The 17,095-nt window shown below is 37.3% G+C and carries 19 protein-coding genes; 15 read left to right on the forward strand and 4 right to left on the reverse strand.

Annotation, left to right across the window (positions count from 1 at the left end):
- The first annotated feature begins 8 nt into the window (after positions 1-8).
- Complete coding sequence (locus ACMAYX_RS00620; RefSeq protein WP_103217061.1) at positions 9-1,823, forward strand: ribosome biogenesis GTPase Der; 1,815 nt, start codon at positions 9-11, stop codon at positions 1,821-1,823.
- A 107-nt stretch (positions 1,824-1,930) separates the two neighbouring features.
- Positions 1,931-2,761, forward strand: coding sequence for an NAD(P)H-hydrate dehydratase (locus ACMAYX_RS00625; protein ID WP_412469469.1), 831 nt, complete (start codon positions 1,931-1,933; stop codon positions 2,759-2,761).
- Here ACMAYX_RS00625 and ACMAYX_RS00630 read toward each other — a convergent pair.
- From ACMAYX_RS00630 to ACMAYX_RS00640, 3 genes are all read right to left on the reverse strand, one after another.
- Entirely contained in the window at positions 2,751-3,125 is a 375-nt protein-coding gene (locus ACMAYX_RS00630; protein WP_233189693.1) for a DoxX family protein, read from the reverse strand. The two genes, ACMAYX_RS00625 and ACMAYX_RS00630, sit on opposite strands and share 11 nt — an antisense overlap.
- 452 nt (positions 3,126-3,577) lie before the next feature.
- A complete protein-coding gene (locus ACMAYX_RS00635; protein ID WP_103217063.1) occupies positions 3,578-4,345 on the reverse strand; it encodes a hypothetical protein in 768 nt (255 codons plus the stop codon).
- Between the two features lie 15 nt (positions 4,346-4,360).
- Positions 4,361-4,840, reverse strand: a complete 480-nt coding sequence (locus ACMAYX_RS00640) for a hypothetical protein (protein WP_103217064.1) — start codon at positions 4,838-4,840, stop codon at positions 4,361-4,363.
- A gap of 121 nt (positions 4,841-4,961) precedes the next feature.
- Here ACMAYX_RS00640 and ACMAYX_RS00645 point away from each other — a divergent pair, with 121 nt between their 5' ends.
- From ACMAYX_RS00645 to rplT, 9 genes are all read left to right on the forward strand, one after another.
- Entirely contained in the window at positions 4,962-5,624 is a 663-nt protein-coding gene (locus ACMAYX_RS00645; RefSeq protein WP_103217065.1) for a YfgM family protein, read from the forward strand.
- 4 nt (positions 5,625-5,628) lie between these two features.
- Complete coding sequence (locus ACMAYX_RS00650; protein ID WP_103217066.1) at positions 5,629-6,750, forward strand: PQQ-binding-like beta-propeller repeat protein; 1,122 nt, start codon at positions 5,629-5,631, stop codon at positions 6,748-6,750.
- Positions 6,751-6,853: 103 nt separating this feature from the next.
- Positions 6,854-7,915, forward strand: a complete 1,062-nt coding sequence (locus ACMAYX_RS00655; protein ID WP_392992136.1) for a guanosine monophosphate reductase — start codon at positions 6,854-6,856, stop codon at positions 7,913-7,915.
- Between the two features lie 32 nt (positions 7,916-7,947).
- A complete protein-coding gene (locus ACMAYX_RS00660) occupies positions 7,948-9,732 on the forward strand; it encodes a glycerol-3-phosphate acyltransferase (RefSeq protein WP_103217068.1) in 1,785 nt (594 codons plus the stop codon).
- Between the two features lie 12 nt (positions 9,733-9,744).
- Entirely contained in the window at positions 9,745-10,647 is a 903-nt protein-coding gene (locus ACMAYX_RS00665) for a cation diffusion facilitator family transporter (RefSeq protein WP_392992134.1), read from the forward strand.
- Positions 10,648-10,650: 3 nt separating this feature from the next.
- Complete coding sequence (locus ACMAYX_RS00670) at positions 10,651-11,064, forward strand: hypothetical protein (RefSeq protein WP_103217070.1); 414 nt, start codon at positions 10,651-10,653, stop codon at positions 11,062-11,064.
- A 116-nt stretch (positions 11,065-11,180) separates the two neighbouring features.
- Positions 11,181-11,732, forward strand: a complete 552-nt coding sequence (infC, locus tag ACMAYX_RS00675; protein WP_103217071.1) for a translation initiation factor IF-3 — start codon at positions 11,181-11,183, stop codon at positions 11,730-11,732.
- Positions 11,733-11,930: 198 nt separating this feature from the next.
- The gene (gene rpmI, locus ACMAYX_RS00680; RefSeq protein ID WP_021267185.1) at positions 11,931-12,128 is read left to right on the forward strand and encodes a 50S ribosomal protein L35; all 198 of its coding nucleotides are present in this window, start codon (positions 11,931-11,933) and stop codon (positions 12,126-12,128) included.
- Between the two features lie 138 nt (positions 12,129-12,266).
- Complete coding sequence (gene rplT, locus ACMAYX_RS00685; protein ID WP_103217072.1) at positions 12,267-12,611, forward strand: 50S ribosomal protein L20; 345 nt, start codon at positions 12,267-12,269, stop codon at positions 12,609-12,611.
- An 85-nt stretch (positions 12,612-12,696) separates the two neighbouring features.
- On the opposite strand, the gene ACMAYX_RS00690 is transcribed toward rplT, so the two are convergent.
- Positions 12,697-13,116, reverse strand: coding sequence for a secondary thiamine-phosphate synthase enzyme YjbQ (locus tag ACMAYX_RS00690; RefSeq protein WP_412469470.1), 420 nt, complete (start codon positions 13,114-13,116; stop codon positions 12,697-12,699).
- A 43-nt stretch (positions 13,117-13,159) separates the two neighbouring features.
- Here ACMAYX_RS00690 and cdaA point away from each other — a divergent pair, with 43 nt between their 5' ends.
- The 4 genes from cdaA to ACMAYX_RS00710 are packed head-to-tail and all read left to right on the forward strand — an operon-like array spanning position 13,160 to position 17,025.
- Entirely contained in the window at positions 13,160-13,963 is an 804-nt protein-coding gene (cdaA, locus tag ACMAYX_RS00695) for a diadenylate cyclase CdaA (RefSeq protein WP_103217074.1), read from the forward strand.
- 1 nt (position 13,964) lies between these two features.
- Positions 13,965-14,897, forward strand: a complete 933-nt coding sequence (locus tag ACMAYX_RS00700; RefSeq protein ID WP_103217075.1) for a YbbR-like domain-containing protein — start codon at positions 13,965-13,967, stop codon at positions 14,895-14,897.
- A complete protein-coding gene (glmM, locus tag ACMAYX_RS00705; protein WP_103217076.1) occupies positions 14,897-16,261 on the forward strand; it encodes a phosphoglucosamine mutase in 1,365 nt (454 codons plus the stop codon). The genes ACMAYX_RS00700 and glmM overlap by 1 nt, the downstream gene beginning before the upstream one ends.
- Positions 16,261-17,025, forward strand: a complete 765-nt coding sequence (locus ACMAYX_RS00710; RefSeq protein ID WP_103217077.1) for a pyridoxine 5'-phosphate synthase — start codon at positions 16,261-16,263, stop codon at positions 17,023-17,025. Before glmM ends, ACMAYX_RS00710 begins: the two co-directional genes overlap by 1 nt.
- Positions 17,026-17,095 lie beyond the last annotated feature (70 nt).

Here is a 17,095-nt window from a genome sequence, read left to right on the forward strand (position 1 = left end):
ACTTTAATATGCAAAAACGATCAATGATCATTTCATTAATTGGGCGACCGAATGTTGGAAAGAGTTCCGTATTCAACCGATTAATGAAGAAACAATTTAAGGCCATTACGCATGATATGCCAGGTGTTACTCGTGATCGTCACTATGGAATTACAACTTTTAGTGATGCCGATGAGGATCGCCCATTAGATGCTATTCTTGTTGATACTGGAGGGTTTTACCCAACACAAGTTGATGAACAAGGTAAGAATGAGCAAGAGATTAATGCTAATAAATTCTTTAATATCATGACGGATCACGCACATCAGGCAATCGAGGAATCAGATCTGGTTCTTTTTGTTGTTGATGTTAGAGAAGGCGTACTTCCATTTGATAAAACGATTGCTAATTTCATTAGAAAACAAAAAAAGAAAATGTGGCTTATCGTTAATAAGTTTGATTCAAGCGCTCAAGATGGTGATGAGTATGCTTTCTATGAGCTTGGTGTAAATAATGACGAAATGTTTGTCACTTCTGCGGCCCATGGCCTTGGAATGGAGAACCTTCGTGAGAATATTCACCGTGAAATGATGGCATTTTCTGAATCTAATAATGTAATGAATGTTTCAGCACTTCAACGTGGTGTTACTCCACGTGAAAACGTTGTTGCCAAACTTGCTCTTATTGGTGCTCCTAATGCTGGTAAATCAACTCTTTTAAATCAGCTTCTTGGAAGTGAGCGTGCGCTTGTTTCTGATATTGCTGGAACAACAGTTGATCCAATTGATGGCTACTTTGATCTTTTCCTTGGGGAAGATGCAAGGAAGCTTGATGAAGCAAAGGCATTCTTTAAAAACGATAACCTTCTACGTTCTCAGTATGAAGATTTTAAAAAGAACAATCCTGATCTTTATAATGAGCTGATTTCATCATATGACCTTGAAGAAGAGATTGAGACTGAGCTTGACGAGTTCGAACTTGAAGGGCTTGAAGATGTTATGCTTGAGCAAGACGAAGAACTTGATGAAACTTCTGCGACTCGTATGGAAGCACAAGTTTTCGGTGATGATGTTGAAGCTGAATCTTCTGAAGAGGCAAGTGAAGACGTAGTCGAAGCGTTATCTGAAGCAGAGGATGAAGGTAGCCACTGGCGATCAATCCACATCGTGGATACTGCGGGAATTAGAAAGCAAAAGAAGATTGATGACTTTGTTGAGTCTCAGTCTGTATATCGCTCCCTAAGAAGTATTGCAGATAGTGATGTGTGTATCTATATGATTGATGCTGTAAAAGGTGTTTCACACCAAGACAAGCGTCTTCTAGATATTGCAATCGAAAAAGGTGCTTCTGTAATTGTATGTCTTAATAAAGTTGATCTTATGGGAGATACTTTCAAGGATCAAGAAGCACGTAAAGAGTGGCTTTTAAATATTCGCGATAAAATGCCTTGGCTTAATTACTGCGATATTATTCCTATATCGGCTAAACACAAAAGAGGACTTAAGCGTCTTAAAAAGATTCTTGCAAAGACAATCTTCATTAGAAGACAGTCAATTGCAACTGGTGCTCTAAACCGTTTTGTTTTTGAGTTAATTGAAAGACACCCAATTATTCTTAAAGGTTCACGTGGTAAGAGATTCCGTGTTAAGTACGCATCTCAAATTAAGGCAGATCCACCAACTTTCTTATTCTACACGAATAAGTCTAAGGGGATTCCTGAGAACTATCGTCGTTATCTTAAGAATGGTCTACGTGGAGCTTTCCCACTTGATAACACACCAATTCACCTGATCTTTAGAACAGGGACGGATTTACAAAACCGCATGAAAAAAGTTTCAAAATAAAACCAAGGCCCTCGATTGAGGGCCTTTTTCATTTAATAAATTCTTAATTATTCTCTAGATTTGACTTTACTCGCAATTACTCGAACGGCTTGCCGATAAGTAAAGGTATGAGTAGTGATTTTCCTTTCTCCCTATTTAGAAAACTTCCTGTAATGAATTCTAGCGCTAATAAGTATAGCTTTGGCCATGTTGTCATTATTGGTGGAAATCTAGGCTATGCTGGTGCTGCCAGGCTTGCTGCTGAAGGGGCGCTTCGTTCAGGTGCCGGGATGGTCAGTGTTTTAACACGAAAAGCAAGTGTATCAGGTATCATTTCAGCTCGACCAGAAATCATGGTACGTGGAATTGATGCTAATGATAGAGGACTAGCTCATGCTAGCGCAATTTTGGAAAAGGCATCGTGTGTTGTTCTTGGCCCTGGTCTTGGGCGAGATGAATGGGGTAAATTTATGTGGGATCATTTTTGTCATCTTAATCTAAAAAAAGTTGTTGATGCGGATGCTCTTTGGTTCTTATCTCAGGCACAAAGTACTATGAAGCTTGTTAATTCTATTATTACTCCTCATGAAGGAGAGGCAGCAAGACTACTTAATGTACCGAGAGAAGAAATTTCAAAGCATAGACTTTCAAGTGTAAAAAAAATAATGAAGTTTTCAAATGTATGTGTACTAAAAGGTCATGATTCCTTAGTCTCCTCACAAAATGAAGTATATGTTAATAAAACAGGAAATCCCGTTTTAGCAATGGCCGGAACAGGGGATATCTTGGCCGGCATAATAGGCAGCTTTATAGCGCAGGGACTTAGTCTTGAAGAAGCAGCTTGTCTTGGTGTCTGGGTACATGGCCGTGCTGCCGATATATTATATGAAAGTGAAGAAGGAATAAGGGGAAGTGTGGCCAGTGACCTCTTCCCCTATATTAGAAAAGTTATGCTTTAACTGAGTACTTCCCACCGTTTGAAAAGAAAATAGCGATATACGCTACTGCATAAAGTAGTGCTTTTTCTTTTGAAGCAAATGGATCATTTCCATGTATTACAAAAGCAGCAACTAACATTGTTACAGCAGAAATAGCTGCAAACCAACGAGTTTTGATACCAACGATAATGAAGGCCTGGCAGAAAACTTCTGCAAAAACTGTTGCTGTAAGTGAAAATGGAATCCCCAGTCCAATTGGGTCAGGGAATTTTGTTAGTAGTGTTGTGAAGTTAGCAAGCTTGCCCCAGCCATGTGCTAAAAGCATCATTAGTGCTGTTGAAACTCTAAGTACAAGCCAACCTAAGTCTGAGTTCAATCTGTTCATTTAACTGTCCTTGTTATGCATTATTTTGTGTTCTATTTTTTATCAACTCGCTAAAGCTCGTTGAGATTAATGTTGCTACGTCATTGCAGACCACTGCGCACGCACCGCTCAAAATGGTGCATATTAAGTTTGCGCTTTGCAATCATCAACTCGCTAAAGCTCGTTGAGATTAATGTTACTACGTCATTTCAGACGACTGCGCACGCACCGCTCAAAATGGTGCATATTAAGTTTGCGCTTTGCAATCATCAACTCGCTAAAGCTCGTTGAGATTAATGTTACTACGTCATTGCAGACCACTGCGCACGCACCGCTCAAAATGGTGCATATTAAGTTTGCGCTTTGCAATCATCAACTCGCTAAAGCTCGTTGAGATTAATGTTATTACGTCATTGCAGACCACTGCGCACGCACCGCTCAAAATGATTATTAATCATTTTGCAGCGGATGCGCTACCAATTCCAAACATATCCAACCATCAGCGTGAATGCAAAACCAGTCAGATCACTCACGCCTGGACCACCCTTCGTTGCTGGGGCATATTTGATTGTACGTACATCTTGAAGAGCAACTGAGTGAACAAGTGCTTCAACATTTACGTATGATTCTTTTATTTTAATTGGGAATTCAAGTCCTCCACCAAGAGCGATACCGACCCCTCCGTAAGAGTCTTCAACTTCACCGTCTTGATTTGAGATTTTTTCCTGCTCATACCAATATTCAAATCTTGCTGTTAAGTAAGGATTTGAATAAGTGATGGCGGTTCCTAAATTTGATGTATCAATATAATATCGGTAACCAAAATAAAATCTAAGCATTGAGATATCAACAGAAGTTGGAAATTGCTGGATCCCCTGAGTTGGATACGTCAGTGTAATATTGTGTTTTGAATAAGCAAAACCTATATTCCAGGCCGATTGAAAATCAGAAAAATATTGGATTGTTAAACCAAAAGTAGGAGGTAGGTCTTCATATAACATTCCACGGTTTCCTGTCCAAGTTGTAAAACCGATTGCCATTGAGAAAGAGAAGAAGCGCCCGTACTTATAATAGCGTTCGTCTTCATAAATTTGAGATTCTTCAAGGTCTTCATTGAAATCAGAGAAGATATCTCCACCAATATTTAGGTCATCATCAGCACCGACCATTCCCTCTTGGGCAAGAGATAGGCCTTGCAGGCAAAAAAGTGTGATGAAGAAAATAATTTTATTTTTAAACATTAAATTGTCCGTATTTTATAGGTAGAAGTGAAAACCTGCTGTGATAAAGTGTTCACCCATTGTTGTCACTTCAAACTCGTCGATATTCTCAAAGCGAATACCAAATTCTGCACTAAGGCCAATGCTATCCACTCCCTGAAACGAAAACTCTGTTCCAAAGCCTAGGTCTCCTTGAAAACCTGAATCTGAATCTTGTCCCGGTGTTTTGTTATTCAAGAGAACAGCTGCACCAACAGCATAGAAAGTTAAGTATGGTTCATCAAAGATATTGCGGTAGAGGCGCACACCACCGTGCCAGCCACCATTTTCCGCCGTATTTACACCAAAAATCGCGCCATATGCGAACGTTGTACTGCGTTGAACTTTAATCGACAACGATGGGATATCATTGTTAACTGTATTAGAGAAACCAATCCCCAGACGTCCAACACGCTCTAGAGCGAAAGTGTTTAGTGAGATAATAAAAGCTGCTATTACTAGTGAAATCCTTTTCATGGTGCGTAATTTTCCTTTTTCCTAATTATGAGTAAATATATTTTAACAATACTCATGTATTTTTGACAACTTTCAATGTTCTTTATTAAAATGATAAAAATTTTTAACCAGAGGGTAATGGATGACAACACAGGTAGCGCCAAATGAAGGCCTTAATTCTGAATTAAATTCAACTGAGCTTGGAGCGTTTATCGCTCAAAACAAAGCTTTATTTCTAGGACTGATTCTATTAGTTGTAGCTGCTATTGGTGGATACGGAATCTTTTCTTACACAAAAGCACAAACAAATGAAAAGGCCGCAACTGCTTTTTATCAATTTGAGCAAGGGTCATTAAAGAAATATCAAGAAGGTGGACTTGATGCGAGTGCAATGAGTGCAGAACTTGGGCTGCTTCTAAATGACTTTGCAGGTACTTCGGCTTCTTTCGCAACTAGCTTACTTGCTGTTGATTACCTTACAAATAAAGGTGAAAACAAGATTGCATTTGAAGTTCTTACGAAGATGCAGCCGGTAAACTCTCTTCAGTCTTACTTTGTAAACTTAAGAAAGGCCGTAGTTCAAGAAGACTTAAATGATATTGATGGTGCAATTGCTTCATTAACTGAACTTAAGAATAATGAAAATAACCTAACAATGGGACGTGTAGAGTTAGACTTAGGACGTATGTACTTTCTTAAAAATGATATGGCACAGGCCAAAGCTCATTTTGAAAAAGTTCTTACATTAACTACTCAAAACGTCTACAAATCACTAGCGAAGAGCTATTTAGCAAAAATTAAGTAATTCTATGATAAAAATTCTAACGGCCACAGCAGTGGCCATTCTTCTTACTTCTTGTTCAACACTAAATGGTGTTAAGACTAAAATTTCTGCTGATAAGCTAGAAAAAAAGCCGCTAACACTTGCTTGGGCAAAGAATTTAGAGCCAAGATATGAAAGTGGAAATCTTCCAATTTCATTAGCATCTCCCTTAATCCATGATGGACAGTTATTTGCAGCTGATGGCCGTGGCCACTTTAATGCATATAATGTTGAATCAGGTAGACTCCTTTGGACTTTAAATATTAAAGGACAAATGACAAGTGCACCTATTGTTTACGAGAATCTTTTGATTTTTGGAGACAATACAGGCCGTGTTTATGCTTACGATCTAAACAAAGGTGAGTTGGCATACGAGTTTGACTTAGACGCAGGTGTTGACTCAACTCCAATTGTTCATAACGGAAGACTCTTTATCCATACAAGAAATCATAAGCTATTTAATATTGATGCCTATACTGGGAGAGTCATTTGGTCTTATAAAAGATCTGTTCCTTACTACTCAACAGTACAAAGAACATCGACTGCTTTAATTTCTGGTAACAAGGTTTATGCAGGCTTTGCTGACGGCTACTTCATTTGTTTCTCACTAGAAGAAGGACAAGTTCTTTGGGAAAGACGTATGAGTACTGGACAGAAATTTGTTGATGTCGATATGAGGCCAACAATCTTTAATTCCAAAATTATTGTAGGATCTGTTGACGATAAAATGGAAGTTATTGATCAGAAATCTGGGGTTCTTTTTAAGAAGCTAGGTTTTCAGTCTAATCGTAAAGGCGTTCTAATTGATGGTGGAAAGCTTGCTGCTTTCGGTAGTGTTAATGGTGAAGTCGTTTATATCGATTCAACTTTTAATGAAGTTAAAAGAGTTAAGGTTGATGATGTTGCAATCTCTTCTCTAGCTGCTTGGAAAGATGGACTTGTTGTAACGACAGTTGGAAAAACTGTATACTATATCGATTCTCGTGGGCAAATTTCTCAACGATTTGATCTAGGATCTGCTTATTCAGCAGTATTTGGAAATATGACACAGGACGAAGATTTTATCGCATTTATTTCATCGCGATTTCGTCTGTACACCTTCAAATAAATCCAAGACATAAACTCTAAAAATTACCTTGTGCGTGTTATTTCGACAATGTTATTATTTGCTCGTTATAACACACACAAGTTTCTAATTTCAGGGGAGAGTAATGGATTTAACATTCAAATCAAATGGTATTCTAAGTCGTGGTAAAGGTCTTACTTTTGACGATGTTTTATTAGTTCCGAGATATTCTGAAATCTCTTCTCGAAGACATACTGATTTAAAAACAAAAATTACTAAGAATCATACTATTGATATTCCAATTATTGCGGCCAATATGGACACAATTACTGGGCCAGAGATGGCCATGGAAATTGCTCGTCTTGGTGGTGTTGGAATTCTTCATCGCTTTATGTCACCTGAACAACAAGTTGAGGATGTAAAAGCGATCCAAAAATATTTTAAGGAACACTCGATTACTCTACCTATTGCTGCTTCTGTTGGTGTTAAGGAAGAGGGGATGAAAAGAGCAGATCTTTTAGCTGCACTTGGTGTTGAAATTCTTACCGTTGATATCGCTCATGGTGACTCTATTATGATGATGGAGGTTCTTGAGTATATTAAAAAGAACTATCCTCAAATTGACGTTATCGCTGGTAACGTTGCGACTCCAGATGGTGTTAAACGCATGATTGATAAGGGTGCAGATGCTGTAAAGGTTGGTATTGGACCAGGAAGTATGTGTACAACAAGAATCATCACAGGACATGGTGTTCCTCAGTTAACAGCTGTTGCAATGTGTGTTGCTGAGGCCCAAAAAGCGGGAATACCTGTTATTGCCGATGGTGGACTTAAGAATTCAGGTGACATGGTAAAGGCCCTTTGCGCTGGAGCTAGCTCATGTATGGCCGGATCTCTCTTATCTGGTGCACTTGAAACTCCAGGTGAAGTTAAGGGTGGTATGAAAGAATATCGTGGGATGGCGTCTAAGGCCGCTCAAGTTTCATGGCGTGGAGAGCTTCCTAAAGGCATGGCCGCAGAAGGTGTTGATACAATGATTCCTTGTAAGGGACCAGTTGAAAATATTATCAATGAATTAACTGGTGGTATTCGATCTGGAATGACTTACCTCGGTGTTGATAAACTTGCAAACATGAGTGAAGCAGCACTATTTATGGAAATGTCTTCATCTGGTATGGCCGAAAGTAAACCACACGGTAAACACTAATAAATTTTAAAAAGACGATAAGGTCATCGATTATGGAAAATACTATTCTTGACGATTTATTAAGTTATCCAAAACTTATTAAAAGAATTGAAGAAAGTGATAACCCTGAACAAACTAAGAAGAAGGTTGTTGCTAACTTTAATGAAATGCGAGCAGATTATTCTCCATCTTACCTAAAGTCGATGGCCAAGTTTTTCGATGCAACTCTTCCTCGTTTATACGATGGGGTGAGTTTCAATGAAAATGGAACCGACCTTAAGGCACTCTTAGAAGAGGCCAGTGTTGTTCTAGTTCCCAATCACCAATCTCACGCTGACTACATTGCTATCAATTATAAATTCTTTAAAGAATATAAACGAATGCTCTATGTTGCTGGTGGTGATAACTTAAATATTTTCCCAATTGGAAAGATTTTTAGAAAGTCAGGTTGCTTCTTCATTAGAAGAAGTTTTCAAAACGACATTCTCTACAAGTTCACAATGGAAGCGTATCTCTTTGCGTTGTTAAAGCGTAAGGAGCCCATCGAATTCTTCTTTGAAGGTGGAAGAACAAGATCTGGAAAACTTAGACCTCCAAAGTATGGGCTATATCAAATGCTACTTGAGGCCCACTCGCATCTTCCAGATGCGAAAGAAAAAGGTCTTGCCTTCGTTCCTGTAAGTATCGCACATGAATATGTACCGGAACAAAAAGCATTAGCTAAAGAGATGATGGGTGGCAAAAAGGTTAAGGAATCAACAGGGCAACTTTTTGGTCTTTTTAAACTTATGGCCTATCAGTTTGGAAAAATTCATATCTCTCTTGGAAAACCACAATATGCACATAAACTTGATGATGAGCATGAAAACAAAGTTAACGTGAGAGAGCTTGCTTTCAAGTGTTTCAGAAGTGTTGGTGACCAAATGGTAATCACACCAACGAATCTCTTGGTTTTAATCTTACTTGATGAGCCAAGTGGTGCCTTAAAGTGGAATGATATTATTTTAAAAGCACAAGCTATTTTAGAATATTGTAAGCGTTATGATATTCCTTTTACGGAAGGTCTAAAGGCAAATAAATTAGAAGATTCTATAGGTCGCGCTATGGATATTCTTATTGGTAATAATAAAGTTGATGTTATTGGACAAAGTGAAGGAACATCTCTTTTTTATGCGATTAAAAAGAATTGTCGCGGCGAACTTTTATTCTTTAAAAATACGATTGTTCATCATTTCATCATTCCTTGGACGATTTCACTAGCGTGGTTTAATGTCTTCAGCGGCGAAATTGATAATGTTGATGATCTTAAAGCATTCTTTGTTAAACAACGAGATATGCTTAAGATGGAATTCTATCTTCCAACTGTCAAAGAATACTATGCAAAGACATTACGCATTTTAAGTAACGCCGTTGGCAGAGATATTACAAATCTCCAGGATGCCATCGAATTCACAAATAAAGACCTATATGAAGTTGCTTCAAAGCTTAGCCTTTTTGCTCGAAGCCTAACTTATATTAACGAAGCTTATTTTGTATCAGCACTAACACTTGAGAGTTTTCAAAAAGATGGTGTGGATCACTTTAAGTCGGCAGACTATATGAAGCGTTTTGTTGAAGTATTTAAGGCCGAGATTCAAAGTCAGCGCATTATCCGCTTTGCGGAAAGTCAGAATGTTGAGCTTATGAAAACTGCTCTGACTTATTTTGAGCAAATTGGTGTTCTTGGTTACGAAGATAATTCTTATGTAATTGCTGATAGAACAAAACTTGATGATTTTATTGAATCAACAGAAAAGACATTGAAAGACCAACTAAAATTAAATTTTAAAGTTGTCTAAATAGGAGATCTTTTGCATTTAGAGCTATCTAAGAGAGAAAAAGAAATAAAGAAGGTTTTAATTATTACTTTCTTTTTAAATTTAATTGTCGCTCTAATTAAGATTCTTGCTGGAATCGAGTTTAATTTTATATCTCTACGTTCTTCAGGTATTGAATCTATCTTTGATGGAACTTCAAATCTCCTAGGCATCGTGACTATAGCACTTGCTTCAAAACCACGAGATCGCAGACATAATTATGGCCACCATAAATTTGAAAATATTGGGGCATTAATCATTGCTTTCATGCTTTTTGGCTCTGCAATTAAATTAGGGCTTGATTACCATGATCTTATTCTTGGTACACAAACTAAGTACGGACAATTCGGACTTGTTCCTGTTTTATCAATTCTTATTTCAATGGCAATGAGTTTTGGAGTTTCGACCTACGAAGGTAGAAAAGGGCGTGAGCTTAATTCTCAAATATTAACTGCAGATAGTAATCACACCTTTGGCGATATGATTATCAGCTTTGGTGTTCTCATATCAATTATTGCTGCATATTTTAAAATTTACATTATTGACTATATTGTCGGTGGATTGATTATTTTATATTTGATTTACCTTGGTATTCAAATAACTTTAGAAAATTTAAATGACCTTTTAGATGTAGCTCCTATATTAAAAGATAAGTACATTTCTTCACTTGAGGATATTAAATATGTTCGAGATATTCACAATTTTCGAGCACGTGGAAATTCTACGTGGATGCAAATTGATTTTCACTTGTTACTCGAACCTGACTTATCGCTGAGTCAGGCCCATGATATAGCTCACACAGTAGAAGATCGACTTAGGTTGATGCTAAAGGATTATTGTCGCGATATCGATATACTGATCCACATGGAGCCAGATGATGAAGGTCATAAGGATTAGAAGATGAGAAATAAAATAAACAAGAGAAAAGTTGGAAATATTAGACTTGCAATCGGTCCGTGGGAAGAAGATTTTACGAAATTATTTTCATCTGCTGCAAAGCTGATGGCACTAATTGTTCATGGACAGCTGATTCATTTCAAAAGTGACGAGATCTTTGTTTTTGCTGATAAAGAGCTTAAAAACTTTCGTGTTGGTGTTCCAATGATAGGTAATCTTAAAGATAAATACCTAGAAAGCTTTGATCTTCACTCTGGTGAAGTTGAGAGTACTGAGTTTGGTATCGAAAAACTAAAGGAATTCGAAAGAATTAAGAATTTATATACTGATCTTTGCTTATCTGAAGAGTATTTTATAAGAATTACGTCTCACGGCGGGCAATATCTGTCATTTTATGAGAAATATCTCATTCAATAATGTATACTGTGGGTATATTTTTTGTTATGTTTGCAATCCTAATAGCTAGATATTAGAATTGAAATTATTGAAAATAACTAATTCGCTAATAATTGGTTTATTTCCGGAGGTGATTTATTAGCAACAATTTTAAAGGTGGAAGGGTTAAAAAAGAAAGAGGCCCAAGAATTAACGAGCAAATTAGAATTTCTGAATGTCGATTAATGAGTGATGAAGAGCAGTACGGAGTTGTATCAATTGATAGAGCACGTGAGATTGCGGAAGAACTTGGTGTCGACTTAATTGAGATTGCTCCAACAGCTAAACCACCAGTTGTAAAGCTAATGGACTACGGAAAGTATAAATATGCTCTTCAAAAGAAAGCTGCAGAAGCTAAGAAGAAGCAGGCCAAGGTTCAGCTAAAAGAAATTCAACTTCGTCCAAATATTGAAGCACACGATCTTGAGACTAAACTTAAGAGAGCCTATAAGTTCTTAGAGGGTGGTGACAAGGTTAAATTTGTTATGCAATTTAGAGGTCGTGAAATGGCCTATAAGGACATGGGAAAAGAGAAATTTGAAGCGATTCTTAATGGCGTATGCGAAGAAGCTGATGGAGTTATTGAGTCTCCAATTAAGATGATGGGTAATAGAATTATCACAATCGTCGCTCCAGGAAAGAAAAAATAATAATTCTTTTATAAGTGCCTGATATTACTTCAGGCACATTCCATTTATTCTGTCTAAGTACCCGATATTTTTTCACTTATTTTAAATAATCCTTTGCATTAATAGCTTGAAGCTGTTAAAAATATGCACTTATAGTTTTGTTGTATTTTGTTGAATTCTCAACTTGCTTTCGAGTGAGTAAAATTCAAGGAGTAAAAAATGCCAAAAATGAAGACTAGAAGAGCTGTTGCTAAAAGATTTAAGCCAGTAGGTAACGGTAAGTTCAAAAGAAAAAGAGCTAACCTAAGACACATTCTTGAAAAGAAGCCAACTGATGCGAAGAAGAGAGCAGGTAAAACTGACTACGTACACGCTTCAGATGTTGCTCGTGTAAAGAGATGTCTACCTTACGCTTAATTAGCGCAAGCGATTCAAAAAAAAGATTGAGTTGGTCGAAACTTTAAATCGACAAAATTGTTTTTTTAACCTGATTTTTGGGAAAGAACGAAAGAACCATTAGCTTGGTCCCCAAACGTCAAAAAAATGGAGTAAATTATGTCTAGAGTTAGAAGAGGTTTTAAAGCAAGAGCGAGAAGAAATAAAGTCTTAAAACTAGCAAAAGGGTTTCACTTTTCTAGAAGACAAAAGTACTATCACGCTTCTGAAACAGTAAAAAGAGCATTACACTACAGATACATCGGTAGAAGACTTCTTAAAAGAGATATGAGAAGACTTTGGATCGTACGTATTTCTGCAGCTGCTAAGCTTCTTGGTACTTCTTATTCAAAGTTCATGGGACAGCTTAAGAAGAACAATGTTGAAATCAACAGAAAGATGCTTGCTGAAATCGCTGCAAGAGATTTCGACGGATTCAAAGCAATCTACGAATCAACAAAATAATTCATTAAACTATTTGATTTAATAAAACACAAACAAAACTATATAGTGCTTGGGCCTCATTTTTGAGGCCTTTGTCTTTTTGCGCTTACCCTGCAATAAATTTAACTTTCACTTTCCTCGTATGAGGAGCATCTCTGAATTCACAAAGATAAATTCCAGACCATCGGCCAATATCAAGTTCACCATTTTCAATAATCATCGTAAGGGAAGTTTGCATAAGAATTGACTTCATGTGAGAAGGTGAGTCATCAGGCCCTTCAGCTGTATGAGTGATAAAAGAGAGGCTTCTTGGGGCCAGATGTTTGAGGAAGTTTTCCATATCAACTTTTGCACTTGGGTCAAAAGCCTCGTTTATACATAGCGCAGCACTGGTGTGTTGTATTTGACACACTAGGATACCATCTTCATCACTAGGGTTGAGTTCTTCTAAGCATTGTCGCATCTGGGCCGTTATGTCGTAAAAGCCTTCACCTGATGTGTTTACTATCTGCGTTTTTATAGGCATCATTAAACTCCTAACATTTTAAATATTTAGCAGTTTATATATTATGACATTATTTTCAACGCTTCTAAAGCAATTAAGCATTAAAGATTTTTTCGACATGGGCATTGTCGCCCTGATGATCTATCAGGTTCTAAAGATCGTAAAAGGGACAAGGGCCATTCAGGTATTACTTGGTATGGTTTTTCTCGCTATCCTCTATACTCTTGGGATTAAGTACAATCTCTACACGGTAAATTGGATCCTTGAGCACTTCTTTGATTATATCTTCATTATTTTCATCGTTATCTTTCAAGACCAGCTTCGTGCTGCTCTTGCAACAGTTGGTACGGGAAGAAAGATGTTTAACTTCTTTGATCGCTCTCCTGTTAACTATGACATCGAAGAGGTAATTAAGAGTGTAACGGCCCTTTCTAAAGAGAGAACAGGTGCTCTTCTTGTCATTGAAAGAAAAAACGGTCTACAAAACTATATCGATACTGGAACAATTATCGATGCAACGATTCATTCAGACTTAATCTATTCTATCTTCCAAACAATTTCGCCTCTTCATGATGGTGCCATTATTTTAAGAGATGGAAAACTTCTGGCCGCAGGTTGTTTCTTGCCATTATCTAAGAATATTGAAATTGATCGCCACTTCGGAACTCGCCACCGTGCAGCTCTTGGTGTTTCAGAAGTATCAGATGCCATTGTTATAATTGTAAGTGAAGAAACCGGAAAGATTAAACTGTGTATTAATGGCCAGTTCTTCTATTCTCATAACGAGAATGAGCTACGTATGATGCTTAAGAAGGCGTGGGCAGGCAAGAGACTTGATCTACAATCTCAAATCGTAGGGCAGGTATAAGATGTTAAAGAAAATTAAAAGCAATAATTTATTTGAATTAATTCAAAATCAGCTACTAACTCTACTGAGTATTATTCTTGCAATTTTTCTTTGGTTCTATGTTGTAAACTCGGAGCCAATTACAACTGAAAGAATCTATAACCTAGAAGTACTTCCAGCAACAAGTATGGATGTTACTTCAGTGTCTGCTCACGAAATTCATGTGACATTAAAGGGAGCTCGTGCATTCCTAAAAGACTTTCATGGCGATGATCACTTGAAGCTTCAAGTTGACCTTAAGAAAATGAAAGTTAATCGCACAACGAAACAAGTAAAATATTCGATTAGCGAAACGGATTTAATTGTTCCTTTTGGTGTTGAGGTTGTGGATATTAAGCCAAAGCATATAGCCATCAAGCTAGATAAATTAATTTATAAGAATGTTCCTATTAAGGTAAATTACATGAATAACTTACCTAAGGAATTAAAGCTCATTTCTTCATCTCTTAGTCGTAATCAAGTTAAGATTGAGGGAGCACGTGATATCATGAGAAATGTGGGGCAGGTGAAAACACGCCTAATTGATCTATCGGAGTTATCTGGTCAGGGGGAAGTTCCGATTCAACTTGAAGATCTTCCAGAGTTTCTTCGTTACGGTGAGAATGACACTCTTTCGTTTAAGTATGATATTAGGCCACAAAAAGCTAATCTCACGTTAAAGAATATCCCAATTTTATTTATTGCGCCTAATATGAAATTTCGTTCTCGCATAAGAAAGGTCTCTTTAGATGTACTAACTACTGGTAGAGATGATATAAAGGCAAGCGAAGTTAAGGTTTATGCAGAAATTCCTTCTGATATGGGTAGAAGTGCAGATATTCGTCTAAGGGCCGAGCTTCCTGAGGACGTTCATTTATTAAAAATTCATCCAGAAATAATTAAAGTGAGTAGATAATGACTGAAAGAAAACTATTTGGAACTGATGGAATTAGAGGTAAAGCAAATATTTATCCAATGGTTCCTGAAATTGCGACAGCACTTGGACGTGCAGTAACTTTCTATTTTCAAAAAAAGAATAAGAATAAGAAAACACCTCTAATTATCGTTGGTAAAGATACAAGACTAAGCTGTTATATGATTGAGCAAGCTTTTTCGGCAGGTGTATTATCTCAAGGTGGACGAGTGATTTTTACTGGACCTCTTCCAACTCCTGGTGTTGCTTTTGTGACAACTTCTATGAGAGCGGATGCTGGTGTTATGATTTCAGCTTCACATAATGATTACGATGATAATGGTATTAAGTTATTTGATGCCCACGGATTCAAGCTTCCAGACGAAGTTGAGTTAGAGCTTGAAGAGTTAGTTCTTAATCCTAAACTTATTCCACCAAAAGTTGGTGCCGAAATCGGTCGTGCAAAAAGACTTGAAGGTGTTGAAGGCCGCTACGTTGTTCACGTTAAGTCAGCAATTGATGAAGAGTGTGACCTAAGTGGTATGCGTGTGGTTGTGGATTGTGCAAATGGTGCTAGCTATAAAGTTGCTCCTCTTGTCATGAGTGAGTTAGGTGCAGAAGTTTTTCCATTAGGTGTAAATCCAAATGGCCAAAATATTAATTTAAATTGTGGAAGCTTACACCCTGCTCTTGCAAGTCAAGAAGTAGTAAAGCTTCGTGCAGATATGGGCTTTTGTCTTGATGGTGATGCTGATCGTATTCAAGTAATAGATAAAGACGGTGGACTTATTAAAGGTGATAAGCTGATTGGAATTTTTGCGAAGCTTTTACTTGAGCAAGGCAAGCTTAAAAAAGGTGACACTGTTGTTGGAACGATTATGTCTAACCTTGGGCTTGAGAACTACCTTAAGAAGTTAGGTCTTAAATTTCATCGTACAGCAGTTGGTGATCGCTATATTATGGAGTATATGAGAAGTGAAAATGCTCTTCTTGGTGGTGAACCATCTGGGCATATTATTTTTCTAGAGCATGCAACTACTGGAGACGGGACTCTTGCAGCTCTTAAGTCAATTGAGGCCACTTATTTCTTTAAGAAATCAATTAATGAACTGTCTCAAGAAGTAGAATTATATCCACAAGTTTTAAAGAACGTATCTGTTTCTCAAAAGAAGAAGGTTGAAGAAATGCCTACATTTGCAGCAGAACTTAAGGCCTGTGAAGAAGAATTAGGTGAAGAAGGACGTGTGATTTTCCGATACTCAGGAACTGAACCTCTAGCACGTGTTATGGTTGAAGGACGTTGTGAAGATAAGATCAATACAGTTTGTGATCGTCTTGTGAGCGCTCTTAAAAAGGAAATTGCATAATGACTGATAAAATGATTCCAAGACTTGGTGTAAATATTGACCACGTAGCAACTCTTAGACAACAAAGAGATGAAGGCTACCCAAGTGTTGCAAACGCCGCTCAAGATGTTTTAATGGCCGGTGCTGATCAAATTACTATTCACTTACGTGAAGACAGAAGACATATTCAAGATACGGACTTAACAAGTGTTATGGCCGTAACAAAGCGTTTTGAAAAACCATTAAATCTTGAAATTGGCTGTGCTAAAGAGATTGTTGAAATTGCAGCTGATTTTAAACCAGATTGGATCTGTCTTGTTCCAGAAAAAAGAGAAGAGAAGACAACAGAAGGTGGACTAGATCTTTCTGCAGCTAATTTTGATAAAGTATCACAAACTATGTCATACCTAAGAGAGCATTCTCCAAAAACAAAAATCTCTCTTTTTGTTGAAGCCTCGACAGATGTAATGAAGAAGGCCATCGAATTAAAAGCAGATGCTGTTGAAATTCATACGGGAGCTTATGCTATCGACTTCCTAAAAGAAGGAGATCTTAATCCTCATCTTAATAACTATGTTGATTGTTTTAAAGTTCTAGAGGGGACAGGTGTTGCTTTCCATGCTGGCCACGGATTAACAATGGAGAGTGTAAGACCTCTTCTTGAGCAAGGTCTTTTTGCTGAATATAATATTGGTCACTGGATTGTGTCTCAAGCTGTATTTAGTGGAATCTCTAATGTGACTAGAGATATGTTAAATTTGTTTAGAAACCATCCAGTTAAGTAAGGTATGGTTTGCCTTTGATTGCTAATTGATTTTTATCGTGGAAAATAAATATCTAAGCAATTAATTCTAA

Origin of the sequence: Halobacteriovorax sp. RT-2-3, assembly GCF_047085075.1 — a bacterium.
In the GTDB taxonomy this organism is placed as follows: domain Bacteria; phylum Bdellovibrionota; class Bacteriovoracia; order Bacteriovoracales; family Bacteriovoracaceae; genus Halobacteriovorax_A.